Source organism: Citrobacter sp. Cpo089 (assembly GCF_030332695.1).
In the GTDB taxonomy this organism is placed as follows: Bacteria; Pseudomonadota; Gammaproteobacteria; order Enterobacterales; family Enterobacteriaceae; genus Citrobacter; species Citrobacter portucalensis.
In genome coordinates this window covers 1-24015 of record NZ_JAOWHJ010000067.1, presented here as the reverse complement: position 1 = coordinate 24015, position 24015 = coordinate 1, and the positions used below count along the sequence as shown (strand labels likewise).

General features: G+C 52.6%; 21 protein-coding genes and 2 pseudogenes. 14 read left to right on the top strand and 9 right to left on the bottom strand.

Annotation, left to right across the window (positions count from 1 at the left end):
- The first annotated feature begins 67 nt into the window (after positions 1–67).
- Positions 68–847 carry an AraC family transcriptional regulator gene (locus OGX92_RS15900; RefSeq protein ID WP_003833119.1) on the top strand — a complete coding sequence of 260 codons (780 nt, stop codon included), beginning with the start codon at positions 68–70 and terminating at the stop codon, positions 845–847.
- A gap of 119 nt (positions 848–966) precedes the next feature.
- Here OGX92_RS15900 and yncL read toward each other — a convergent pair whose 3' ends face one another.
- Positions 967–1062, bottom strand: a complete 96-nt coding sequence (gene yncL, locus OGX92_RS15895; protein ID WP_071524268.1) for a stress response membrane protein YncL — start codon at positions 1060–1062, stop codon at positions 967–969.
- 192 nt (positions 1063–1254) lie between these two features.
- On the opposite strand from yncL, the gene OGX92_RS15890 reads away from it, so the two are divergent.
- On the top strand, positions 1255–1428 hold the full coding sequence (locus tag OGX92_RS15890; protein ID WP_003020198.1) for a GhoT/OrtT family toxin: 174 nt from the start codon (positions 1255–1257) through the stop codon (positions 1426–1428).
- Positions 1429–1447: 19 nt separating this feature from the next.
- Here OGX92_RS15890 and OGX92_RS15885 read toward each other — a convergent pair whose 3' ends face one another.
- From OGX92_RS15885 to OGX92_RS15875, 3 genes are read right to left on the bottom strand one after another with little or no spacing between them, the layout of a single operon-like run.
- The gene (locus OGX92_RS15885) at positions 1448–3610 is read right to left on the bottom strand and encodes a virulence factor SrfC family protein (protein ID WP_286586798.1); all 2163 of its coding nucleotides are present in this window, start codon (positions 3608–3610) and stop codon (positions 1448–1450) included.
- A complete protein-coding gene (locus OGX92_RS15880; RefSeq protein ID WP_126957581.1) occupies positions 3607–6588 on the bottom strand; it encodes a virulence factor SrfB in 2982 nt (993 codons plus the stop codon). The genes OGX92_RS15885 and OGX92_RS15880 overlap by 4 nt, the downstream gene beginning before the upstream one ends.
- 4 nt (positions 6589–6592) lie before the next feature.
- Positions 6593–7912, bottom strand: a complete 1320-nt coding sequence (locus OGX92_RS15875) for an SrfA family protein (RefSeq protein WP_286586796.1) — start codon at positions 7910–7912, stop codon at positions 6593–6595.
- 282 nt (positions 7913–8194) lie between these two features.
- Between OGX92_RS15875 and OGX92_RS15870 the strand changes: the two genes are divergently transcribed.
- On the top strand, positions 8195–9793 hold the full coding sequence (locus OGX92_RS15870) for an ABC transporter substrate-binding protein (protein ID WP_286586795.1): 1599 nt from the start codon (positions 8195–8197) through the stop codon (positions 9791–9793).
- Positions 9794–9810: 17 nt separating this feature from the next.
- Positions 9811–10044: a YdcY family protein gene (locus OGX92_RS15865; protein WP_003020183.1), complete on the top strand. Its 234-nt coding sequence runs from the start codon at positions 9811–9813 to the stop codon at positions 10042–10044.
- A 64-nt stretch (positions 10045–10108) separates the two neighbouring features.
- Here the strand turns inward: OGX92_RS15865 and OGX92_RS15860 are convergent, their stop codons facing one another.
- Positions 10109–10558, bottom strand: a complete 450-nt coding sequence (locus OGX92_RS15860; protein ID WP_148361949.1) for a DMT family transporter — start codon at positions 10556–10558, stop codon at positions 10109–10111.
- Positions 10555–11073 (bottom strand): GNAT family N-acetyltransferase, encoded by a 519-nt coding sequence (locus OGX92_RS15855; protein ID WP_003833100.1) that lies wholly within the window; start codon positions 11071–11073, stop codon positions 10555–10557. Before OGX92_RS15855 ends, OGX92_RS15860 begins: the two co-directional genes overlap by 4 nt.
- 37 nt (positions 11074–11110) lie before the next feature.
- On the opposite strand from OGX92_RS15855, the gene OGX92_RS15850 reads away from it, so the two are divergent.
- The 4 genes from OGX92_RS15850 (at position 11111) to OGX92_RS15835 (ending at position 14452) form a co-directional block, all read left to right on the top strand.
- A complete protein-coding gene (locus OGX92_RS15850) occupies positions 11111–11686 on the top strand; it encodes a helix-turn-helix domain-containing protein (RefSeq protein ID WP_213194275.1) in 576 nt (191 codons plus the stop codon).
- 58 nt (positions 11687–11744) lie between these two features.
- Positions 11745–12779 (top strand): NADPH-dependent curcumin/dihydrocurcumin reductase, encoded by a 1035-nt coding sequence (gene curA / locus OGX92_RS15845; RefSeq protein ID WP_286586794.1) that lies wholly within the window; start codon positions 11745–11747, stop codon positions 12777–12779.
- A 252-nt stretch (positions 12780–13031) separates the two neighbouring features.
- Complete coding sequence (gene yncE / locus OGX92_RS15840; protein WP_003833093.1) at positions 13032–14093, top strand: 7-bladed beta-propeller protein YncE; 1062 nt, start codon at positions 13032–13034, stop codon at positions 14091–14093.
- Between the two features lie 137 nt (positions 14094–14230).
- Complete coding sequence (locus OGX92_RS15835) at positions 14231–14452, top strand: YgdI/YgdR family lipoprotein (RefSeq protein WP_003020157.1); 222 nt, start codon at positions 14231–14233, stop codon at positions 14450–14452.
- Positions 14453–14493: 41 nt separating this feature from the next.
- Here OGX92_RS15835 and ansP read toward each other — a convergent pair whose 3' ends face one another.
- Positions 14494–15936 (bottom strand): L-asparagine permease, encoded by a 1443-nt coding sequence (gene ansP, locus OGX92_RS15830; RefSeq protein WP_003833088.1) that lies wholly within the window; start codon positions 15934–15936, stop codon positions 14494–14496.
- A gap of 279 nt (positions 15937–16215) precedes the next feature.
- Positions 16216–17757 (bottom strand): methyl-accepting chemotaxis protein, encoded by a 1542-nt coding sequence (locus OGX92_RS15825; protein WP_200921564.1) that lies wholly within the window; start codon positions 17755–17757, stop codon positions 16216–16218.
- 515 nt (positions 17758–18272) lie between these two features.
- Here OGX92_RS15825 and OGX92_RS15820 point away from each other — a divergent pair.
- From OGX92_RS15820 to OGX92_RS15800, 6 genes and pseudogenes are all read left to right on the top strand, one after another.
- Positions 18273–19271, top strand: a complete 999-nt coding sequence (locus OGX92_RS15820; protein WP_191222573.1) for an MsnO8 family LLM class oxidoreductase — start codon at positions 18273–18275, stop codon at positions 19269–19271.
- Entirely contained in the window at positions 19271–20392 is a 1122-nt protein-coding gene (locus OGX92_RS15815; RefSeq protein ID WP_286586792.1) for an amidohydrolase, read from the top strand. The genes OGX92_RS15820 and OGX92_RS15815 overlap by 1 nt, the downstream gene beginning before the upstream one ends.
- 25 nt (positions 20393–20417) lie before the next feature.
- Positions 20418–21731: an LLM class flavin-dependent oxidoreductase gene (locus OGX92_RS23610; protein WP_003833079.1), complete on the top strand. Its 1314-nt coding sequence runs from the start codon at positions 20418–20420 to the stop codon at positions 21729–21731.
- Between the two features lie 12 nt (positions 21732–21743).
- Positions 21744–22676 (top strand): ABC transporter substrate-binding protein, encoded by a 933-nt coding sequence (locus OGX92_RS23605; RefSeq protein ID WP_149335316.1) that lies wholly within the window; start codon positions 21744–21746, stop codon positions 22674–22676.
- A gap of 10 nt (positions 22677–22686) precedes the next feature.
- Positions 22687–23196: a GNAT family N-acetyltransferase gene (locus tag OGX92_RS15805; RefSeq protein WP_003833076.1), complete on the top strand. Its 510-nt coding sequence runs from the start codon at positions 22687–22689 to the stop codon at positions 23194–23196.
- A gap of 9 nt (positions 23197–23205) precedes the next feature.
- Positions 23206–23685 (top strand): annotated as a pseudogene (locus OGX92_RS15800) (amino acid ABC transporter permease); the annotation flags it as partial.
- Between the two features lie 15 nt (positions 23686–23700).
- Here OGX92_RS15800 and OGX92_RS15795 read toward each other — a convergent pair.
- Positions 23701–24015 (bottom strand): annotated as a pseudogene (locus tag OGX92_RS15795) (IS1-like element IS1B family transposase); the annotation flags it as partial.

The window sequence follows — 24015 nt, the reverse complement described above, 5'->3', positions numbered from 1 at the left end:
TTATTGCTGAAAGGAATATGTCGTATTACCATTATCAGGACTTTAAATATCAAATATCAGACAGATAATGAAAATTGCCCCCGATGATGCTTTTGATGCGGATAGCTTTGATAAACCGGTAATCGGTATTGCTGCCGATATGGGCGTACATGATTCCGGGCGGCACAGTCATCTTCGTCATCAGCTACTTTTTTCGGCTGCAGGAAGTATTACGATTGAACTGGAGCAGGCCCTGTGTCTGCTACCGCCACGTCGTGCGGTTTGGATCCCGGCAGGCACGGTACATCGCGCCATAATGCGTGGTGTGATGGCTTATCGCTCTTTGTATTTTTCAACCACATTGCCGTTATCTGAGTTACCGCTGCAGATAGTCGAAGTTAATCCGCTTTTTTTTGAAGTGATAGAACGTATGGCATTCTGGCCATGGGAAATGCCTGCCGCTCAGCAGTCCAGCCTTATTACCGTTTTTTGTGAGGAAATGCGTGCCGCCCGCAGTGAAAACTGGACATTGCAATATCCCTCAGATCCGCGGCTTAACGTGTGGCTCAAGGGATTACGCATGGGTGAATTGCCACCACGACTGAATCAATTGTCCCGACAGGTTGGGGCATGCGAGAGGACGATCAGTCGAATATTTATCAGGGATACCGGGATGAATTATCAGGACTGGCGGCAGCAATTTAGGTTGTTAAAAGCCATGGAAATGTTGGCTGATGGATGCCATATCAGCCAGGTCGCGCAATATCTGGAGTTTGTCAGCGACAGTGCTTTTATTGCTTTCTTCCATCAGCATACCGGCACAACACCAGGCCGATATTCGGGCAATATAATGCCGCAGAAGGATTAGGGGTATTACATATTAAGGATAATTTACCCGGTGATGGCAGAGTGGGAAGATCGTTTACTGATGGCAGAGAGAAGATCCTCTCTGCCAGCGGACGCTGCAATTAATCAAGAAGAGTTACATCAAGCAAACCAGCCGAACCTTGCGGATATCAGACTGAAAAGTCCTACAGCAGCAAATATATTTATCAGCACCACAGTTTTACTGGAAACATTCATTTTTGCCACCTTTCGTTTTAACCCTTATGGGTATAGTACGGCTTATAACTATCCGCAATAGTACGAATTCTGAACACAATGAAAATGGGTTGTTTTACAGCCGTTTTTCTTAAATTAATTAATAAAACTTGATGTGAGTCATGAAAAAGAGCATATTGCGCGCGATTTTCCCTTCTGGCCAGGATGCCTTAAATGTCCCTATACCAAAAAATGTTGGTTTTTTATGCGGTGATGGCCGTCATCACGGCAATCATCACCTGGTTTCTTTCCCGCGATAAAAAGCGGATTCGCTTTCTTAGCGCGGTATTAGTCGGGGCGACCTGGCCGATGAGTTTTCCCGTTGCGCTGATGTTTTCTCTTTTCTGATGACGGCGTATTCGCCGTTTCAGGAGAAAAGCAGGGCATCTAATCGTTTTTTGTCGGTTTCAGTGACATCCTGTGGGTGCTGATATCCCGCATTCTCATTCGCACGGGTGTACAAGGCAACCAGCCAGTCGTAAACGTAACGGCTTGCACCATGCGAGGGTTGTTCATCCAGCTTCGTCAGGCGTAGCATCGGCGATTGCTTCGGCGCGCTAAAAATAGCCGATCCTTTTTGGATCCTGCTGGCAGGGCGCTGTTCCTCAGCAACGTCGGCAAATCCAAGCCAGGTAATAAAATCACCAATATCGGCGTGTAGCTGCGCGGCACAGACGTTTTCTCGCTGCATAATGCGCTGTAAGCGTTGTGGCATCTCCAGGCGATAGCTGGTGGTGACGAGAATGTCGGCAACCTGCCTTAACGTACGGGGATCGAGTCGTAAACGACGGGCATTATTTTCATCGCGACACCACTGGCGCATGTGGTTAATCCACATTTTGTGTGCCTGATATCCGGTCTCCTGGCTTTCCGGCGAGTGCAGTGTGTCACGCACCTCGGCAAACAGGTCAATCTCTTCATTAAATAAACCGCTTACCTGCTCCTCGCGCGGTTGCTGAATACGCAGCAGCGACTCAAAAATGCGCATCGGCGGGAGCAAACCATCCAGCAGTTCGCCATGTTTTGCCGCTTGCGCCTGTAACTGGCGGATCACCGACTCGTGGCTATCCGATTCAGCTTGAGCGGGATTAATCCAGCTTATCAGAGTTTCGCGGATGCGCTGTTGATGCTGCTCGCATAGAGAAGTCAACCTGGCCTGGCGCTGCTGCGGTGAGGTTGCCTGAGTCAGCCATTCGACAAGACGTTGTAAGCTATGTTTATCCAGCGCCTGCAACGTACCCCAATGCAGCCCGGGCTTGCCCATCAATTGCTGCACGGATTCATCAAGGTTTTGCTGGGTACTAAAACGCGCATCCTGCGGGGTAATGGCCCAAACCACGCCCGGTAATGCGGCATCATGAACAGGTTGGGTATCGTTGACCCAGCCCAACAGCTTGCGGGTGATGGCGGGCGTCTGGGCGCGTGTAGAGACCGCGTTGCAGATTAAGAGCACATCCGGTTGCAGGTGCTGGCGATAATGTTCCAGCATCCAGCCTAATTTTGCCTGCCACAGTGGATGAGGATGAGCATCCGGTGCGAGGGGAATATCGAGCAGATCGACATTCTCCAGCACCGAGTCTTCAACCGTCAGGACCAGCTCGCGCGTGAGCAGCGCCAGTGACGACAAAGAAAGACTGACCGCATTGAGCAACTGATGATTTTCAATCGGATGAACCACCACATCGCTTTGCGTCTCATTATTGCCGGTCAATGCCACCTGGGTCAGGAAACTTTCGGCAGGTAAACCAAAATGATCAACCAGCAGGCTCAGCGGGGCCGCTAATTCTTGCGCGTGTCCGGTTTGTTGCAACGTGTGTGCCAGCGCCAACCACTGCTGCGTCAGCTCTGGTTGTTCTCCCCACAGTAACGCCCAGGCGTTTGCCCGGGTAGTCAGGTCCAGTGCGGGCAGCAACGTGGCAAACTGATACCATAGTGCATCGTCAATTTGCTGCTGGTTTGCCGGTACGCAGGAGCGCCAGAAACGACCGATTGCAGCAACATTATGTGCGGTAATGCCCGGCACCGGGTGACGCTGACGCAGCGTTTGCCATTTTTCCAGGCGCGCCTCAATAATCGATTTCTCGACCTGTCGGTTGTCCGGGAGCGCGCTGAACTGGGCGATAAATAGCTGTACCAGTTCGGCTTCACTGAGTAACCGCAGACGCAACGGCCATTCGCTATCATGCGGATTTTCATCGCGCGTAAAGCGGATCGCCATATTGGTTGGTGCGTGGCCCGGATTAATATGCGAGAAATAATCAAAGCTGCGATCCGGGGTAACAATATTCACTTTGCCAGTGGCATTGCAGCACAATGCCGCCAGCAGATGTGCTTTTGCCGATTGTGAGTGTCCATATAACCCTATACATCCTTGCGATGAAAAGGTCGTCTTCAGCGCAGATTCACTCACTGCGGCTAGCGTAAGCTGTGCCAGCAGGGCATCCGCTTCATCATCAAGACGCGCTGCACGTTGACGGGTATCTACCACCCACTCGATGGCGGCCTGCGCGGTATTTAACATCTTACTCATTTCAGGTACACGCTCCCGCTATCAATCCAGTAATGGCTTCCGCTATGGCGACGGTCTGCCAGCGTATTCAGTTTTAACGTTAAGGCATTGGCGGCAACGGGGGTGCCATCCTGTAACCAGGCATCACTCAGGATGAAGAATTCCGGGCCACTTTCTTTGCTGCCGCCGCGTAGCTGCAGCCGAACATTCAACACGCCATCTCCGGCGATAGTTTTTGCCAGTTCAGCAGAGTTTATGCTGAGCGTATACAGCGGCGTGGCAGGCCAGCGGCTGTTTGCCAGTTGCCGGAATCCTAACGTCACGTTGCCACGTAACGGGAAATGCAACCGGGCATCCAGCTTCGCCCCAGGTTTATCCAGATCAATATCGTGATACCAGATGTTCTCATCACGCAGGGTATTGACCGTATTATCCAGCACACCGAGAAAGCGTACGGTCGAGTAAGCGCCGATATCGGCAGCTTTAAAGTTAAAGCGTGGCAAACGCAAATCCAGCGCCAGGCTGCACAGCATAGCGCCTACAGCAGCGGTGGATTTAGGGTTACCAATTCGCCCCTGTTGGCTGAACGGATACCACTCATGCACGCGGTAGTTATCCATCCAGATCATACGGTTAACCGGGACAGGTTGCAGATGGCGGATCAACGCCTGTACACCCGGTAAACAGGCGGGCCTGCCGGTCACTAATAAGATATCGCAGCGATAATGTGAAATAGCCTCACAAACCGCGTGCAGCGGGGAAGTCAGGGTAAATTGCCCCGCCAATAGTGCTTCTTGTAACTGCCTGAACTGTACCTGTAACGGCACGCTCAGAACATCAAACGCAGGCGACCCTGCAGGCAACGCATGGTCGATAGCTTGTTGGATGTAGTTCATCACGTTGCGCGTGGGTTGTTGACTCAGGAGTTCCCCAAAGGTGGCATGTAGCCCGGCGACCGGGTCGTTAATATCGCTTTGTTCCCAGGCAGAGAGGACCGCATGACCGAGCGGCATAAAGAGCTGCAACGCCGTTTGTTGACGCAGAATTGCCTGAGTATCAATGCGCCCGGAATCGCCAAACAGCGTGGCCAGCAATGCGGCGGCGTCGGTCACGCCAGCCTGTTGTAAGCGGGTTTGCAGCGCAGGCAACACGCAGCGCTGAATCACGTCCAGCAGCATGTCATCGCCCGCAACTTTAAAACCTTCACGGAACAGCAGATGCGGGGTAATTTTGACATTCGCGCCAACGCCGTCATCAAGCTGGTAATGAACGACGGCCATATCCGTTGTCCCGCCGCCAATGTCGATCGATGCTACGCGCAGCGCACGGCCTTTAGTCTCACCAGGCTCCGGCAAACGGTCCGGGCGGGCAAGGGCGTTAAAGAACGATTCGGTGTGGCCATCGTAGTGTGAGATAGCCTCGTTATACAGCCACACCAGTTGCCCGCAGCTGGCTTCATCCCATTCCATCTGAATTTCAGGTACGGGAACCACACTTTTTTCCTGCTGCTTACGGGTGGTGAAGTCTTCATCCTGTGGGTGCCAGCCCATCGCTTTCCAGACCAGGGCAATAGCTTCAAACATGCGCAGGCGGAAAATCTCGCGCTCCTGTTTGGGCATCGCCGACGGTAGGGTCAGGATCAGCGTCCGTAACTGACGCGGAGATGCCGGGAATCCGAGGCGCAAACGCGTCGCTACGCTGTTAATTTGCCCCAGCGCCTGGGCCAGTATTTCGCACAACATATGCGTCATCAGCGTGCTGCGGCTGTATTGTGGTGAGAACACTGGTAGACGATCGTCCTGCGGCAGGCTGAACAGCGGTTGCCCGTCATCGTTCATCAGGTTCATCAGCGGGAAGGCGGTAGCCAGCGGTTCGCGCTGGGTTTTGCCATTCATCTGGCTAAAGCGCCAGTCATGTAACACCGGCGTTTCATCCCACAGATAGCGGCGCGGGCTTGAGATCCCACTGTTGCCCTCGGTGCCCATACGCTGCATCGCCAGCTTACGGGCTTCATCACCCACACGCACAATCGACGGCCAGATAAAGGCGTCATCACGTCCGCTCTCAACGGAAAAGTGCTGTTTACCAAAGCGCGCTTCGGAAAACTCCAGCCGACTGGTGAATAGCGGATCGTTGAGGAACTGCGGCTCGCTTAACGAACGGACCTGCAATTCAGCGGTCTGACGCAGCCCGTCATTGGCATCCCCGTGATCTTCAATCAGGACACCACAGGTATGGGTATTACCGATATCCAAAATAAGATCGACGGGAATGGCGGGTGTGCTAAGGGTGTGTGTAACCAGTTTCACTTCCGGGACAGAAAGCTGCTCACCTAACAGGGTCAGCACATTCAGCCAGTGCGCCTGGTATTCAAAGTTACGCAGCGCCTGCTGGATCTCTTGTTCTGAGCGGTTCTCATGTTGGGTGACATGGTGCATAAAAGATTCGCGCAACCAGCCGTCAATCCAGGTCTGGTCAAGGAAATCAGCAATTTCGTTGTCATGCCAGGCCAGCGCAAACCGTGTACCGTTAAGCAGATCATTTTCGTTGGGAGTTAACGCCGCAGGTGCATTTTCAGTAAGCTGGCTGTCCAGCGCTACGGTAACACGGTGGGTGTTACCCGCGCTGTCCGGCTGCGCCAGCTTTCGCACCTGCACGCGTGCCCAGTTATCCGGGCCTTCAACAAACGTACGCGGCGGGTTAAAGCGCAGAAACGGTAGCGGCAGCCAGACGCCGTCGAGCACGTCCAGCGAATAATGTAACGTCTGGGTACTTTCCGGCTTCACCACTTCGGGTTGTGCGCCGGTGCTGCCCGGTAGGGTATAGCGTCCTGACGTCAGATCGAAGTCCAGTCGCAGTAGCGGACCGTTTGCCGTTTTGCGCACAAAGCGTCCATGGTGCGCAGATTCCTGCGGCGTGAGGCCGAAATCCAGAAATTGTACACCGCTATTGGCGATGAGCGTCACGCTCTGTTTGTAATCACACAGATTCACCAACATAAAATCAGGCACCTATCTTTTTGATCGTCAGAGGGATTTCCGCGTGATCGTCATAACGCGCGGTACAGGCGGCGACGTCGTTGGTTCCCGCTTTACAGGTAATTTCAGGCATCGGATAACGTGACCCGTCGGTACAACGGGCATTGCCGCGACTCTTAATCATTAATTCACCCGACTGGTGCAAACCGGAGAAAATCTCGGCACGACAAACAATATTGTCACCATGAACCACGCGTGCAGTGCCTTTATTGGCCTGGATCTGATAGCGCAGGGACGGCGCTTTGCCGCTCACCGGATCTTTAACATCGACCATGACGCGCCAGTTACCGTTGAGAAAACGTGTCGTTCCTGCCTTCATCTGGTTGGCATCCATCACCAGTGCATCTTTTGGAATTGCGGCAATCACCACCGGTCCTTCGACAGGTTTCTCTTTCTTCACAGCGGGAGTCACTTCAGCACGATGCAGGGGCAGTGCAGATGTCAGTGCTGGCAGCGGTGCCATATCAACCTTAGCGACTTCAACAGCGGCGACTGCGGGTCCGGGCTGGGCGGTCTGTTGCTTCCACAGCAGCGGCCCAACGATGGCTGCAATAATCACTGCGGCAACGGGCAGGCTCCACAGCGGCAGGCGGCGTATGGGCTTCTCCTGTACCGGGGGCGCAGTAACTTCAGGTTCGTTAACAATGACCGGGGGTTGAGGTTGAGGTTGAGGTTCAGGTTCAGTCGGTTTTGGCAGATCAACGACCGGCGTCAGTAAGGGGGCATCGGCCTCGGCAAAGGTAATTTCCGGTGCGATTTCTTCTTCCTGTTCTGGCTCTGCTACGGTAACCACAGGAGGAACATCGGCAATGCGCAGGCAGTCGAGGACATCGTCGCGGGGATTTTCATTCAAATTGACGAAGCCCCAGAACGTAATAACGGGTTTGCCATCAACCAGAAACACGTGGTTTTCACCGGGAAACTGGACGGCTTTTTCGAGCAGCGAACCAAATAGCTGTAGCGAGGTTTTCCCCGATTGCAGACTTTTACGGCTCAGGGTCGCCGCATTTTCCAGCGTGCTTCCCAGATAGCGCAGCGCACGAAAACGTGCCTCTTCATCAGCGGCTTTCCACGCCACGGCTTTCCCTTCTATCGGGGAATACCAGTCAACCCGATCGCCGCTGTCGTTAATTTGTGGGATCGCCAGACAATCCACCATCGCCTGCTGTTTACGCAGACGAAGCGTTTCACGAATTTGCAATGCTGAATCAAACACGGCCTGACCACCGCCGCCCACGGCCTGATAGTCATCCAAATTGCCGCTGCGCAAGAGAGTTTTTGCCACGTTGTTACCCCTTAGACTTCTTCACGTATCTACTTTACGTTTTATAAAAACGAGCAAACGGCGAAAGAGAGGCAAAAAGGGGCTAATTTTCATGGCATAGAGTGCCGGGAAAAATCTTGACGTTTTGAAAAAGACTTAAGGGAAATTAATTCGCTTAGGGTGATGAATTATTCAGCGAAATACACCGGATTAGAATAACCTGATAGTGATTTGTTATTGGTCAGTTTTTGTCAGCTATGCTCTGATATCCCAGTTAATAATAAAATAAGAAGGCTTATAACCATGATTGCAAGGAAAACGATACTCGCGCTGGCTCTCAGCGCCGTCTTACCGTCAGGCGCTGCGTTCGCGGCCAATACTGACACCATCATCTACTGCTCTGAAGCATCGCCGGAGTCATTTAACCCGCAAATTGCCAGTTCCGGTCCCTCATTTGTGGCCAGTTCACAAGTGCTCTACAACCGACTCATCAACTTTGATCCGGTAAAGAATACCCCGATACCGTCTCTGGCAACGGACTGGACGATTTCCCCGGACGGTAAGACTTACACGTTTACCCTGCGTCAGGGCGTGAAATTCAACAGTAATAAATTCTTTAAACCGACCCGCGACTTCAACGCTGATGACGTGATTTTCTCGGTATTACGGCAGAAAGATGCCGATCATCCGTATCAAAAGGTTTCTCAGGGAAGCTACGAATACTTTAACGATGTCGGTCTGGATAAACTGATTAAAGAAGTGAAGAAGGTTGATGATTTTCACGTTCAGTTTGTCCTCAATGAACCTAATGCCGCGTTTCTTGCCGACTGGGGTATGGATTTTGCCTCCATCCTTTCTGCGGAATATGCCGACGCGATGCTGAAAAAAGGCACCCCGGAAAACGTCGATAACTGGCCGATTGGCACCGGGCCTTACGTGTTGCAGCAGTACAAGCAGGACTCGCAAATCCGCTATCTCGCTAACCCTAACTACTGGGATGGCGCCGTTCCAACAAAGCACCTGATCTTCTCCATCACGCCAAACGTCCAGACGCGCCTGGCAAAACTGCAAACCAATGAGTGCCAGATAATCCCGGCGCCAGCCCCCGTACAGTTTGACGAGATTAAAAAGAATAAAGATTTGACGCTGCATTCGGTTGAAGCGCTGAACGTCGGATATCTGGCGTTTAATACCGAGAAAAAACCGTTTGATAACGTACTGGTGCGTCAGGCGCTAAACTACGCGACCGATAAAAAGGCCATTATTAACGCCGTCTTTTTAGGTTCCGGTACGGTGGCAAAATCGCCGATTCCGCCGAATATGATGGGCTTCAATAAAGATCTGCAGGATTACACTTACGACCCGCAAAAGGCGAAAGATCTGCTGAAGCAGGCGGGGCTGGAAAACGGCTTTGAAGCGACGCTGTGGTCAATGCCGGTTCAGCGCCCTTACAACCCGAACTCCCGACGGATTGCTGAGATGATCCAGAGCGACTGGGCAAAGGTGGGCGTGAAGGCGAAAATTGTGTCGTACGAGTGGGGGGAATATCTCTCCGGAATGCGTAAAGGTGAGCATGACACCGCGTTGTTTGGCTGGATGTCAGACAACGGCGATCCGGATAACTTCGCCGATGTGCTGCTGGGCTGCGACAGCATAAAAACCGGATCTAACGCCGCGCGCTGGTGCGATAAAGAGTATAATTCGCTGGTTCAAAAGGCGAAGTTGGTGAGTAAACCGGAAGAGCGCGCCGCGCTTTACCAACAATCGCAAGAGATTTTCTACCAGCAGGCTCCGTGGATAGCCCTGGCAAACGGTAAAACGTTCTACGCTACGCGCAGCAACGTCAGCGGATACAGCGTCAGTCTGATGGGCAGTGATTTTTCAAAAGCAAAATTAAATTAATGAGTTAAGGAGAGGTTATGTCGCATCTGGATGAGGTCAGCGCACGTGTTGATGCCGCCATTGAAGAGAGCGTCATTACGCATATGAATGAATTGCTGATTGAGCTCAGCGATGATGTCGCGTTGAGCCGGGAAGACCGCTATACCCAGCAACAGCGTTTGCGTACGGCTATCGCACATCATGGTCGTCAACATAAAGAGGATATGGAAGCCCGTCGCGAACAGTTGACCAAAGGTGGCACAATCCTCTGATATTTCCCTTATCCGGCCTGCAGACACGCTCTGTAGGTCGGATAAGCGAAGCGCCATCAGGCAATTAAAACGAACGTCTCGCCACTAGCCACGCCCCGATGACCAACAGCACCGCGCCACAGACCGGACCTACCAGCGCCCGCAGCGGCACGCCGTGACTACGTAGAATATCCAGCACCAGCCCGCCGATTAACTGGCTAGCCACCAGCACCGCGATAGTGGTAGCGGCCCCCACATTTTGGTACCCATTGATGCTGGCAAAAACAAAGAACGATCCCAGCAATCCGGGGATGAGCGTCCACCAGCGCACGCTGGATACCAGTTCTCCAAATCCCGCAGCTCCTTGCTTAAACCACAGTATGCTGACAAACAGCACGATCCCGACCAGCGAGTTAAGCAACATGGCGATGAGGATCGTCGAGGACGTCTGGGTGATGCGTACCATCAAGGTATTTTGCACCACCAGACCAATACCCGCGGCAATCAGAAAGGAGAGGGTCAGCGTCTGGTTCATCTACGGGCATCCGGATCGCGGCGATCGTCTAACTGTAACTGCATGAAGGTCAGATCCAGCCACCGCCCAAATTTAGTGCCAACCTGCGGCATTTGCGCGGTGGTTTTAAAACCCAGCAAGCCGTGCAGATGCAGTGATGCCTGATTCTGAGATTCAATACCTGCCACCATCACATGCTTGCCGCATGCGCGGGCTTCGTCTATCAGTCTGCTGAGCAGTGCCCGTCCTAGCCCTTTTCCCTGATGTTCAGGATGAACATACACCGAATGTTCAACGGTATGACGGAAGCCATCAAAGTTACGCCAGTCGCCAAAGGAGGCGTATCCCGTAACCACGCCATTCTCTTCACTCACCAGCACCGGATACCCCATCAATTGTCGGGCTTCATACCAGGAAATACGGTTTTCGGCATCGACCGTTTGATCGTTCCAGATAGCCGCCGTATGCAGTACCGCATGGTTGTAGATTTCTGCAATGGCGGCGCAGTCTTCTTTGCTGGCAAATCGAATTGACATGTTGAACCTCAGGGCTTGTTCACTATAGTATTACAATATGAATACTATTGAAGACAGCATAAATCAACGGATCAGTGCAAGAATTCGCATCGAGCGGGAATCTCGCGGTTGGTCACTCACGGAACTTGCCGAGCGCGCGGGCGTGTCGCGGGCCATGATCCATAAAATAGAACGCGGCGAGAGTAGTCCAACGGCTACGCTGCTGGGTAGGCTTTCCGGTGCGTTTGGCATCAGCATGTCTACCCTGATTGCGCGGGCTGAAATGCAGGAGGGCAAGCTGCTGCGCTTCGTCGATCAGCCCGTCTGGCACGACCCGCAAAGCCACTATCTGCGCCGCCATGTTTCACCGCGCAGCGATCTGCCTATCGATCTGGTGCAGATTGAATTACCCGCCGGTAGTGATATCCCGATGCCTGCCTCTTCCTATGTGCAGGCCAGACAACTTATCTGGTTACAGCACGGGGAATTAGTCTTTGTGGAAGGGGACGTACGCCATGAAATGCAGGCAGGTGATTGCCTGGAACTTGGCCCGCCGAATGACTGTCGGTTTATCAATGAAACCGCGCAACCCTGCGTTTACCTGGTTGTGCGGTTAAACCACGTCGTCAGCTAAATAGCAGGCACAGACTGCTACTATTGATGGATTCATGCCAAAAGCAGAGGAGCACATCATGGGTCAACAGACTAATCGTAACCGTCGCTGGGTACTGGCTTCACGCCCGCATGGCGCGCCAGTCCCGGAGAACTTCCGTCTTGAAGAAGATGAGGTGGCAGCGCCAGGTGAAGGCCAGATTTTGCTGCGCACCGTTTATCTTTCCCTCGATCCCTACATGCGTGGCCGTATGAGCGATGAGCCATCTTACTCACCACCAGTAGAGATTGGTGGTGTTATGGTGGGGGGGACCGTAAGTCGCGTGGTGTCATCCCACCATCCGGACTACCAGCCAGGCGAATGGGTATTGAGCTACAGCGGTTGGCAGGACTATGACATCTCCGACGGTAACGGGCTGGTGAAGCTTGGCGATCATCCCGAACATCCCTCCTGGGCGCTGGGTGTTATGGGTATGCCGGGGTTTACCGCTTATATGGGCCTGCTGGATATCGGTCAGCCGAAAGCGGGAGAAACGCTGGTGGTAGCCGCCGCAACCGGGCCGGTTGGCGCAACGGTCGGGCAGATCGGTAAGCTTAAAGGTTGTCGGGTGATCGGTGTGGCGGGTGGGGCAGAGAAATGCCGACATGCCACCGAGGTATTGGGCTTTGATGTCTGTCTCGATCACCACACACAAGATTTTGCGCAACAACTGGCAAAAGCCTGCCCGCAGGGTATTGATATTTACTACGAAAACGTCGGTGGAAAAGTATTTGATGCCGTTCTGCCATTGCTCAATACCTCAGCGCGCATCCCGCTTTGTGGCCTGGTCAGCGGTTATAACGCCACGTCGCTTCCGGCCGGACCTGACAGATTACCGCTGTTAATGGCAACGCTGCTGAAAAAGCGTATCCGCATGCAGGGTTTTATCATTGGTCAGGATTATGGACACCGTATTCATGAGTTTCAGCGGGAGATGGGGCGCTGGGTTAAAGAGGGCAAAATCCACTACCGTGAGCAGGTGACCGAAGGTCTGGAAAATGCGCCACAAACCTTTATCGGTCTGCTGACCGGCAAAAACTTCGGCAAGGTAGTTATTCGTCTTGCTGAGGATTGATGCGTAAAGGTGGAAGACGGTGAATGCCTGTAACCAGGCCTGCTTCGTACAAAATGTAGGCCTGGTAAAATGCCAATGTCGTTAACTGGTATTCATGGAGGAAATAAGAAGGTTACTACATGAAAGCGAATAAACACTCCACATTGAGATAAATAATGATTACTATTCTCATTCTTAAAAAGGCAAAACCATGATTTTGCTCATTGAAGCTATGTGAAGCAGTAACAAACGAATTTATCAAAGGGAGTCGTCATGTCTTTACGTCATTTGTTTTCACCGCGTCTGCGTGGTTCTTTACTGTTAGGTTCACTGCTCGTTGCATCATCTTTTACTACGCAGGCCGCAGAAGAACTGCTGCGCAAAGCCGTCGGCAAAGGCGCCTATGAAATGGCGTACAGCCAGCAAGAGAACGCGCTGTGGCTGGCGACCTCACAGAGCCGCAAACTGGATACCGGCGGGGTGGTTTATCGTCTTGACCCGGTCACCCTCGAAGTGACCCAGGTGATTCATAACGATCTCAAACCGTTTGGTGCCACCATCAACAACGCCACGCAAACGCTGTGGTTCGGCAACACGGTAAACAGCGCGGTTACGGCGATGGATGCCAAAACGGGTGCGGTGAAAGGACGTCTGGTGCTGGATGCGCGTAAGCGCTCTGAAGACGTTCGCCCGCTGCAGCCGCGTGAGCTGGTCGCCGATGATGCTACCAACACGGTATACATTAGCGGTATTGGTAAAGAGAGTGTGATTTGGGTGGTGGACGGTGAGACGATCAAGCTGAAGGACACCATCCAAAATACCGGCAAAATGAGCACCGCTCTGGCGGTCGACAGCAAGGCTAAACGCCTGTACACCGCCAATGCGGACGGCGAATTCATTACCATCGACACCGCCACCAACAAAATTCTTAGCCGCAAAAAACTGCTGGATGATGGGAAAGAGCATTTCTTTATCAACCTGAGCCTGGACACCGCTGGCAACCGCGCATTTGTCACCGACTCTAAAGCGGCGGAAGTGCTGGTCATCGACACCCGTAATGGCAACGTACTGGCAAAAGTCGCCGCGCCGGAATCTCTTGCTGTGCTGTTCAACCCAACGCGTAATGAAGCCTACGTGACTCATCGCCAGGCCGGTAAAGTGAGTGTGATCGACGCGAAAAGCTATAAAGTCGTCAAAACATTCGAGACCCCAACGTTCCCGAATAGCCTGGCGCTCTCCGCCGACGGTAAAACCCTGTACGTCAGCGTGAAACAGAAATCTACCCGCGAGCAGGAAGCTACCCAGCCGGACGATGTTATTCGTATTGCGCTGTAAAAAATCCGGAGGGGGAAACCCCTCCTGTCATTTCTCTAAACCCCACGATACGCCTCGTTACACCCCGCCAGTAGCCCGACCCACTTCAGGGACTTACACTACGCCCTCAACGGCTAACTGAATAACACGGGAATACCATGAAAAAGCCATTTATCTGTCTTTGTGCAGGCGTAATGCTGTTTACCCTGGCAGGATGTACTACCGATTACGTCATGACGACCAAAAGCGGACAAACCATTACCACCCAGGGTAAGCCAAAACTGGATAAAGATACGGGAATGACCAGCTATACCGATCAGGATGGAAATGCGCGGGAAATTAACAGCAATGATGTAGCGCAGTTGATTGAAGCGAACTAAAAAAGAAGGCCTGAAGGGTTAACCTGTCAGGCCTTCAGCCATTACGGCGCGGTGCGGTGGATTTCCGCGACGCGTTTACGCACACCGAACCAGCCTGCAACCAGCAGGATGGCAATCAACGGTAACGACGCGATGGTGTAGGTGCCGTTTGGATAGTCAAATGCCATCAGCACCAGCACGCTCAGCAGGAACAGTAGGGTTAGCCACGAGGTAAACGGAGCGCCCGGCAGTTTAAAGCTGACGTCTGCCGTTTTACCTTCTTTTATGGCCCGGCGCAGACGCATCTGACAGACCATGATAAAGCCCCACGACGCAATAATGCCCAACGACGCGAAGTTCAACACGATCTCAAACACCTGCGACGGGACGAGATAGTTCAGGAATACCCCGACGACATAGACGACCAGCGTGGCGAGGATCCCAGCCCAGGGTACTTGTTGACGGCTCATTTTAGCCATGAATTTAGGCGCCGATCCGCCCATCGACATGGAACGTAAAATACGCCCGGTGCAGTACAGCCCAGAGTTAAGGCTGGAAAGCGCGGCGGTGAGCACCACAATATTCATGATACTGCCGATATACGGCACGCCCAGTTTGGAGAAGAAGGTAACAAACGGGCTTTGCCCCGCCTGATAGGCATTCCACGGCAGTAACAGAACCAGCAGCACGACAGAACCCACATAGAACAGACCAATACGCCAGATAACGCTATTGATCGCTTTTGGCACCATGGTTTGCGGATCTTTGCACTCACCAGCGGCCGTGCCCACCAGTTCAATAGAGGCAAATGCGAAAACCACCCCCTGAACCAGTACCAGCGCCGGCAGCAGGCCATGTGGGAAGAATCCACCGTTGTCGGTGATCAGGTGAAAACCGGTGGCGTTACCATCCAGCGGCTTTCCAGTGCCTAAAAAGACGGTACCCACCACCAGGAAAATCACAATCGCCAGCACTTTGACCAGTGCAAACCAAAACTCCATCTCCGCGAACCACTTCACGCCGATCATGTTCATAGTGCCGACAATAGCCAGCGCGCCGAGGGCGAACACCCACTGCGGAACATCCCCAAATGCGCCCCAGTAGTGCATATACAACGCCACCGCGGTGATATCGACAATGCCGGTCATCGCCCAGTTGATGAAGTACATCCAGCCAGCCACATAGGCGGCTTTCTCACCTAAAAATTCACGAGCGTAGGAGACAAAGCTGCCGCTGGAAGGGCGATGTAAAACCAGTTCGCCAAGCGCACGCAGTATAAAAAACGAAAAAATACCGCACACCAGATAAACCAGCGCCAAAGCAGGACCCGCCATCTGCAAGCGTGCGCCAGCCCCTAAAAACAATCCGGTACCAATTGCGCCGCCAATGGCGATCATTTGTACCTGTCGATTACCCATCGCTTTGTGATACCCCTCTTCGTGGGCATTCAACCAGCGTCGTTTCGCCGCATGTTGTTCCGCGGCTTGCGTGTTGTTTGTGTTCATTACTTTTCCTGTTGGCCTGACAAAAATACAAAATCCTTTTTGCCGCACCAGCTGCGGCGAAAACAGCCTTACCCTTCATTGTGTTATGGGGGAAAACTGCCGGCCGAGCATCCTACATTCAATTGTTCGGTTCCGCAAAGCCCCGATAACAAGAATTCAGCATTTTGTACAGCCAGCACTGGCGCGGTGTGGCCTCGATTCAGCCAATAAAAGAGAAGGGTGTAAATACGTGGAGAGGTGTGCGCTTATCGAGACATTCATCCGATAAGCGCCGTAAGGTTATGCTGATACGCCAAAGACCTGAACAGCCTGCTGTAAGCGCGATGAACGTTGAGTCAGATCGGCGGTAGCATCGGTGACACGCTCCACCATCTCGGCGTTATTGTGTGTCATGGTGCCAACGCGTGAAATCGAATCGTTAATCAGATCCAGCGCCTGGGTTTGCTCACGCGTCGCCAGACTAATATCTTTGATCATCATCGACATCTGCAGGACATCGCCAATCATCCCAGTGAGATGCGTTTCCGTTTGCTCCACCATTTTGACGCCGCTATTGACGTTGGCGACGTTCTTCTCAATCAGTTGTTTGATCTCTTTTGCTGCAGACGCCGAGTGTTGCGCCAGATTACGGACCTCTGCCGCCACAACGGCAAATCCACGCCCGGACTCCCCGGCTCGCGCGGCCTCAACCGCGGCATTGAGCGCCAGAATATTAGTCTGGAAAGCAATACTGTCGATAACGCCGATGATGTCGACTATCTGCCCGTTGTCACGCGATATCGCCTGCATCATGGCAATAGTTTGTTTCATAATATCGCCGCCTTCTGCCGCATTGGCGCTGGTTTTATCGGCCATGGTCATAGTATGAGCCGCAGTCTCAGCAGTTTGCTGTACGGCGCTACCAATTTCTTCAATGGCTGCAGCGGTTTGTTGCAGGTCGGCAGAGGTTTCTTCTGAACGCTTGTGCAGCGCCGTACCTTCTTTTGATACCCGCTGACTGATGGCGCGAATACCGGATATTTGCGTACTGACATCATCGACCAGGGAATTCAGATTAAGCCCGGACTGATTAACCAGACGCATCAGCATTCCGATCTCATCCACCCGATTTAAATGACAGTTATCAGGTTTTCTCCCGGAGACCACTTTCTTCATTTGCGTCAGTAGCGTATTAACTGGCTGACAAATTTGATACTTAAGGTAAATAGCAAGCATCAGAAATAAGAACAGCAACCCTCCCGCCTGAATAAATGGATTAACAGGAGCGAAGAGAAATAGAACAGCGAGCAGGGCGATTACCCCTAAAGAATAATTGACGCGCTGGCTAATGCTCAGCCATTTAAACATTGATGCCCATGACAATATTCCGCGACGAATGACAATGCCTTTAAAAAGTCGAAATCCTTTAATCTGCTGATTATTAATTTTATGATATAAGCTTTCGCTTTGAGTTATTTCATCGCGCGAAGGAACGGTACGCACCGAGATGTAGCCGGTGAGTTTTTCATTGTGCCAGACCGGCGTAACGTTGGCGCGAACCCAGTAATGGTCGCCATTCTGCCGGCGATTTTTCACCATCCCCGTCCAGCTGTCTCCCTGCTGTAGCGTGTACCACATATCGGCGAACGCCGCGGGAGGCATATCGGGATGGCGAATAATATTATGCGGTTCGCCCATTAATTGCTGTTCGTTAAATCCGCTGGCATCAATAAACGCGGAGTTAGCGTAGGTAATATGACTTTCTTTATCCGTCGTAGAAAGCAGCGTCGCTTTATCGTTAAGTGCGTGCTCAATTTGTGTAACGGGCATGTTACTTTTCATAGAGGTCCCATGGTGCTATGTATAATCCATACAAAAATCCCCGCAATAAAATCGGGGGATATTAAAATCTGTTTTAAACCGTTTTAATAAGAAACGTTGCATTCTCTACTAATCATCAATTCTGTGGAAGTAGTTAAAATAAAAATTCCTATGTAAATCATTCATCCTGTGTCATAAAAGTGAAACAATTAATACAAGCGCATAACGTGACAAGTCGTTTAAACTGACTTAACGTAAATCGCGTTAAAAAACCTTTTCGTAAAAAGAAAACTGGCATGAAATGATTTTGATGCTATTACCGTGATGCCAACGACCCTATTATATTTTGTAGGCTATTAATTGCGGGTGTTTTTCTGTTTAGCGTTACAACCAGTACTGGGCGATCCAAATTTTAACCCTGGCAGCGACAGGGGTTGTTATCTACTTTTTAGCTGAGTAAATGTGAATTAAATGTTTCAGTATGGCTATTTGATAAATTAATAATAAAGACATGTTAACAAACATAGGCTCTTAACATGTCATATCGCCTGAGTATTCTGGATAAAAGCCCCATCGGGGAAGGTGAAACTGCCGCGACCGCGCTTTCCCGGACGTTGCGCCTGGCGCAACAGGCAGAAGAGTGGGGGTACCATCGTTTCTGGATCGCGGAACACCATAATACGCCACAGCTGGCCAGCCCATCGCCGGAGCTGGTGATCGCCTGGATCCTCGGGCAAACCCAGCATATCCGCGTAGGTTCCGGCGGCGTGATGCTGCAACATTACAGCCCGTACAAAGTGGCGGAAAACTTCAATCTTCTGGCATCGCTGGCTCCTGGACGTGTCGATCTCGGCGTAGGGAAAGCCCCTGGCGGCTTACCGCTGTCGACCCAGGCGTTACAGCATGGGCTGCATCAGGAAGAAAAAGGCAGTTTTGCCGACCAGCTTTCTTTGCTTAACGATTGGCTGGCGCTGAGCGGAACGGAAAGCGGGGAAACGGTATTCCCGACGCCAATTCCACCGATACCACCGGAAAAGTTTGTACTGGGAGCCAGTGTGCAAAGCGCGCAGTTAGCTGCGCAATCCGACTGGAATTTCATCTTCGCAGCGCACCTCAATGGTGACAAAGCGTTATTGCATGACGTTTTGTCCTTCTGGCAGACCCACAGTGCACGCCCGACGATAGTCGCCGTGCAGGTGATTGTGGCTGACAGTTACGACACCGCTGCGCAACTGGCGGAAAACGTACAACTCTGGGGCGTGGAGCTGGAAGATGGTCAACGTGTCACGGTAGCCAGCGAAGAACAGGCGCTGGCGTTTGCCGCTCAGTCTGGCAGCCCACCACGCAAAATCGCGCGTCGTGAGCAGGCGTTGCTACACGGCACCGCTCAGGAGGTGATGGCAAAGCTGAATGCTCTGCATACGCAATTTGGCATTGACGAATTCATTATCGACACGCCAGTGGCGCAAGGGCATGCGCGTCTGACATCGCTGCGTTTGTTGGCGCAAGCCCATAATGCCGTGGAGGTGCTCTGATGACTCTCGGCTCAACGCTTATCGACTGGCGTCGTGAACTACATCAGCATCCGGAGCTTTCTCTACAGGAGGAAGCAACCACGGCGCGCATTCACGCCTGGTTGCACGCTGCGGACGTCGACATTCTGCCATTCGAGCTGAAAACCGGTCTGGTCGCTGAAATTGGTCAGGGAGAAGATGTCATCGCGCTGCGGGCGGATATCGACGCGCTACCGATAGAAGAAAGGGCCGACGTTCCGTTTCGCTCCCTCACGCCGGGCGTGATGCATGCCTGCGGGCATGACGTCCATACCAGCGTTATGCTTGGTGCAGCACTTCTGCTAAAACAACAGGAAACAACCTTACCGGGGCGAGTACGTATTTTGTTTCAGCCAGCTGAAGAGAGTTTCGGCGGCGCAAAAACGTTGATCCGCGCCGGTGCGCTGCAAAACGTAGCGGCTATTTTCGGTATGCACAATGAGCCCGGTTTGCCGGTGGGCGAATTTGCCACACGCGGCGGCGCATTTTATGCCAATGTCGACCGCTTCGTACTGCGCATTAATGGCAAGGGCGCACATGCGGCGCGTCCGCATGAAGGTAAGGATGCCATCCTGCTCGCCAGCCAACTGGTAACGGTGCTGCAAAGCGTTGCCAGCCGCGACGTTAACACGCTGGATTCGGTGGTGCTCAGCGTGACCCGTATTCAGGGGGGAAACACATGGAACGTACTGCCGGAGTCCGTTGAGCTGGAAGGGACACTCAGAACGCACCGAAACCAGGTACAGCAGCAGGTTAAGGCTCGGGTTAATGACATCGCCGCCGGATTTGCCCACGCCTTTGGCGCACAAATCGACGTAATCTGGCATGCGGGACCAACCGCATTGGTAAATGACGATCGTTGGGCCGATATTGCCACCGCGGTGGCGAAACAGTCAGGCTATACCACCCACCATGCCGACCTGCATATGGGCGGGGAGGATTTTGCCGTCTACCTGCAAAATACGCCTGGCGCATTTGTCAGTATTGGCAGCGCCAGTGAATACGGATTACATCACCCGGGATTCAATCCGGACGAGCGTTTAATTGAACCTGCCGCGCATTACTTTACGCAGTTAGCAAAAACGGCATTCGCACACCTTTAAGTTTACCTGTTGGGTAGGGGTTATTATGGCTGAAAATCGACAACTACGGCTCGGCACTATTCTGCATGGCGCATCGGGAAATATGTCCGCATGGCGCCATCCAGCGGCTCAGGCTGATGCCAGTATTAATTTTGATTTTGTCAAAGAGACGGCGCTTATTGCGGAAAAAGGGAAGCTGGATTTTATTTTTGTCGCCGATGGTCTGTATATTAATGAAAAATCAATCCCGCATTTTTTAAATCGTTTTGAGCCGCTGACAGTATTATCCGCTTTGGCCAGCATCACTCAGAATCTGGGGCTGGTTGGCACAGTGTCCACATCATACAGCGAGCCGTTTACGACCGCACGGCAGTTCGCTAGCCTGGACCATCTCAGCCAGGGGCGCGCCGGGTGGAACGTGGTTACGTCTCCTCTGGAAGGATCGGCAAAAAACTATTCTCGCGCTCAGCATCCAGAGCATGCCCAGCGTTATCGTATTGCTGATGAATATTTACAGGTAGTGAAAGGGCTGTGGGATTCCTGGGAAGACGATGCGTTTACCCGTAATAAAACAAGCGGGGAATTTTTTAATCCGCAAAAACTACACACGCTTAACCATCATGGAGATTATTTCCAGGTCGCCGGACCGTTAAATATTGGGCGTACGCCACAAGGCCGTCCGATTATATTTCAGGCGGGAGCTTCAGCAGATGGCAAGAAATTAGCGGCGCAGCATGCTGATGCCATTTTTACCCATCAGGAGTCGCTGGCAGAGGCTAAAGCGTTCTATCAGGAAGTAAAAAGCCAGCTGGAAGTGGCCGGACGACATCCCGATCAACTGCATATATTCCAGGGCGTCAGCGTTATTGTTGGCGACAGCGCAGAGGACGTTGAGCAGCAGTATCAGACTACCGCTGCGCTGGTCTCCGTTACTGACGCGCTGAACTATCTTGGCCGCTACTTTGAACATCATGATTTTGCCCAATATCCGCTGGACGCACCGTTCCCGGATCTGGGCTCTCTCGGACAAAACAGCTTTCGCAGTACGACTGATGAGATCAAGCGCAACGCACGCGAGCGTGGTTTAACACTTCGTCAGGTTGCTCTGGAAGCGGCAAGTCCTCGTCCGCGTTTCAGCGGCACGCCACAACAGGTTGCCGACGGACTGCAGCAGTGGTTCGACGAAAAAGCCGCAGACGGTTTTATCATCCAGGGTGGCACGCCGGATACCTTTCCGCGGTTTGTCGAACAGGTTGTCCCCGAGCTTCAGGCGCGCGGTCTGTTCCGCCATGAATATCCCGGTACGACCCTGCGCGCAAGTCTGGGATTAGCGACACCTGCAAATCAATTCACACAATAAGAGAAAAACGCTATGCAGAAAAAATCACTATTCCTCGCGCTGTCACTGGCTTTCAGCGCTACCGTCTGGGCAAATGAGGTGACGATTAATGGCACGGGCGTAAGCCTGGAAGCGAATAAAGCGCCGATTAATACGGTAAAAAATCCGCAGGCGATTGCGCAGTTACCCGCAAACCTGCACCTGGCCGTACCGGGTAAATTCACCGTGGCGATTGCCGGGCTCAGCCAGCCGCCGCTGACCGTCTTTGCCGATGACAATAAAACGCTGATCGGCAGCGAGGCAGATATCGCGCGTCTGGTGGCTGACAGTTTGGGGCTGGAACTCAACGTTGTACCTACGTCATGGGAAGACTGGCCGCTGGGCGTCACTTCCGGCAAATACGATGCCGCGATCAGCAATATTACCGTCACCAAAGCACGCAAAGAAAAATTCGATTTCGCGACGTATCGGAAGGACTCTCTTGGCTTTTATGTCAAAACCGGTAGCAAGCTGAAGAAAATCGAGCAGGCGGAAGATATCGCAGGACTACGCATTATCGTCGGTTCGGGGACAAACCAGGAAGCCATTCTGTTGGCCTGGAACGATGAGAACGTGAAGAAAGGGTTACAGCCGTTTACGCCGGTGTATACCAAAGATGATGCCGCGCAAACCCTGGCCCTGCAGTCAGGCCGCGCCGATGCCTACTTCGGTCCTAATGTAATCGGCGCGTGGAAAGCTGCACTCAACGGTAAAACGCAATTAGTGGGTAGCGTTGATGGCGGTTGGCCAAAAGCGGCACATATCGCTGTGACGCTGAAAAAAGACAGCGGTCTGGTTCTGCCGGTACAAACCGCCCTCAACGGCGTGATTGGCAACGGCGACTATGACAAGGTGCTGAATCGCTGGGGAGAAGGGGTGGAACGCATTCCACAATCTGAAATCAACCCGGCCGGTTTAGGCGACTAAGGAGGTCATCGTGAGCGATCAATTTCGCGTGCTCTCACCGGAAGCCAGCGAGCTGCAGCCCATTTTGAACGGTCTGTTCGGTGAATATGCCGCCCGCTATGGCGATTACTTTTCTCGCGACGCTGAAGTGGAACTGACCGAATGGTATCTGGCGCCGCAGGGACTTTTTGTGGTACTGGAGCGCCGGGGCGAAATTATCGCCACCGGAGCTTACAAACCTTACGACAAGGACACCGCCGAGATTAAGCGTATCTGGACAAAAAGCAGCCTGCGTCAGCAGGGGCTGGCGGCGCGCGTGGTGCAGGAACTGGAACGTAGAGCGCTGCTCGCAGGCTACAGCCGGATTTATCTGACCACGGGATTTCGCCAGCCGGAGGCCGTCAGACTTTATTTAAGCCAGGGCTACGATCCGCAATTTGATACGACGCGCGATCCCGAAGAGTACAGCCTGCCGCCGTTTGATGGACGGCTGCGCTTTACCAAACTGCTGACTATTGCCGGTCAGGCCAGAATCGCCTGAGGAGAGAAAATGAAAACGACAGATAGCATTAGAGTCGTACCGGCACGTTATCCCATGCGTACCGTAGGCGCGGTCATTGCCTTATTTGCCCTTGCGGTAATTCTCCAGTCCGTGGCGTTTAATCCGCGCTGGGAATGGAGCGTGTTTGCCCGCTGGTTCTTTGATCCGGTTATCTTGTCCGGCCTCGGGCAAACACTGTTACTGACGCTGATCGGGACGCTGTTGAGTATTCTCATCGGCGGTCTGCTGGCGTTGGCGCGGCTTTCATCTTCCTGGCTGTTGAACGGTCTGGCATGGGGATACATCTGGCTGTTTCGTTCGTTACCGCTGATTGTAGTGCTGATCGTTTTGTACAACTTCTCCTATCTGTACGACACGTTGACGATTGGTATTCCGTTCACTCCCATTCAGTGGGGAAGTTTTGAGACCATCAATGTACTCGGTCAGTTTTCCACTGCGGTGGTTGGCCTGACGCTGGTACAAAGCGCCGGTAATGACTCCAACTTATTGATAGTGTTTTATGTTCAGATAATGCCCGATGACTTTGTCATGCAGCTCCACCGATTTTGAGAACGACAGCGACTTCCGTCCCAGCCGTGCCAGGTGCTGCCTCAGATTCAGGTTATGCCGCTCAATTCGCTGCGTATATCGCTTGCTGATTACGTGCAGCTTTCCCTTCAGGCGGGATTCATACAGCGGCCAGCCATCCGTCATCCATATCACCACGTCAAAGGGTGACAGCAGGCTCATAAGACGCCCCAGCGTCGCCATAGTGCGTTCACCGAATACGTGCGCAACAACCGTCTTCCGGAGCCTGTC

Coding starts and splice junctions, on each gene's coding strand:
- OGX92_RS15900 (WP_003833119.1), top strand. CDS start 68: ATGAAAATTGCCCCCGATGATGCTTTTGATGCGGATAGCTTTGATAAA.
- yncL (WP_071524268.1), bottom strand. CDS start 1,062: ATGAATGTTTCCAGTAAAACTGTGGTGCTGATAAATATATTTGCTGCT.
- OGX92_RS15890 (WP_003020198.1), top strand. CDS start 1,255: ATGTCCCTATACCAAAAAATGTTGGTTTTTTATGCGGTGATGGCCGTC.
- OGX92_RS15885 (WP_286586798.1), bottom strand. CDS start 3,610: ATGAGTAAGATGTTAAATACCGCGCAGGCCGCCATCGAGTGGGTGGTA.
- OGX92_RS15880 (WP_126957581.1), bottom strand. CDS start 6,588: ATGTTGGTGAATCTGTGTGATTACAAACAGAGCGTGACGCTCATCGCC.
- OGX92_RS15870 (WP_286586795.1), top strand. CDS start 8,195: ATGATTGCAAGGAAAACGATACTCGCGCTGGCTCTCAGCGCCGTCTTA.
- OGX92_RS15865 (WP_003020183.1), top strand. CDS start 9,811: ATGTCGCATCTGGATGAGGTCAGCGCACGTGTTGATGCCGCCATTGAA.
- OGX92_RS15860 (WP_148361949.1), bottom strand. CDS start 10,558: ATGAACCAGACGCTGACCCTCTCCTTTCTGATTGCCGCGGGTATTGGT.
- OGX92_RS15855 (WP_003833100.1), bottom strand. CDS start 11,073: ATGTCAATTCGATTTGCCAGCAAAGAAGACTGCGCCGCCATTGCAGAA.
- OGX92_RS15850 (WP_213194275.1), top strand. CDS start 11,111: ATGAATACTATTGAAGACAGCATAAATCAACGGATCAGTGCAAGAATT.
- curA (WP_286586794.1), top strand. CDS start 11,745: ATGGGTCAACAGACTAATCGTAACCGTCGCTGGGTACTGGCTTCACGC.
- yncE (WP_003833093.1), top strand. CDS start 13,032: ATGTCTTTACGTCATTTGTTTTCACCGCGTCTGCGTGGTTCTTTACTG.
- OGX92_RS15835 (WP_003020157.1), top strand. CDS start 14,231: ATGAAAAAGCCATTTATCTGTCTTTGTGCAGGCGTAATGCTGTTTACC.
- ansP (WP_003833088.1), bottom strand. CDS start 15,936: ATGAACACAAACAACACGCAAGCCGCGGAACAACATGCGGCGAAACGA.
- OGX92_RS15825 (WP_200921564.1), bottom strand. CDS start 17,757: ATGAAAAGTAACATGCCCGTTACACAAATTGAGCACGCACTTAACGAT.
- OGX92_RS15820 (WP_191222573.1), top strand. CDS start 18,273: ATGTCATATCGCCTGAGTATTCTGGATAAAAGCCCCATCGGGGAAGGT.
- OGX92_RS15815 (WP_286586792.1), top strand. CDS start 19,271: ATGACTCTCGGCTCAACGCTTATCGACTGGCGTCGTGAACTACATCAG.
- OGX92_RS23610 (WP_003833079.1), top strand. CDS start 20,418: ATGGCTGAAAATCGACAACTACGGCTCGGCACTATTCTGCATGGCGCA.
- OGX92_RS23605 (WP_149335316.1), top strand. CDS start 21,744: ATGCAGAAAAAATCACTATTCCTCGCGCTGTCACTGGCTTTCAGCGCT.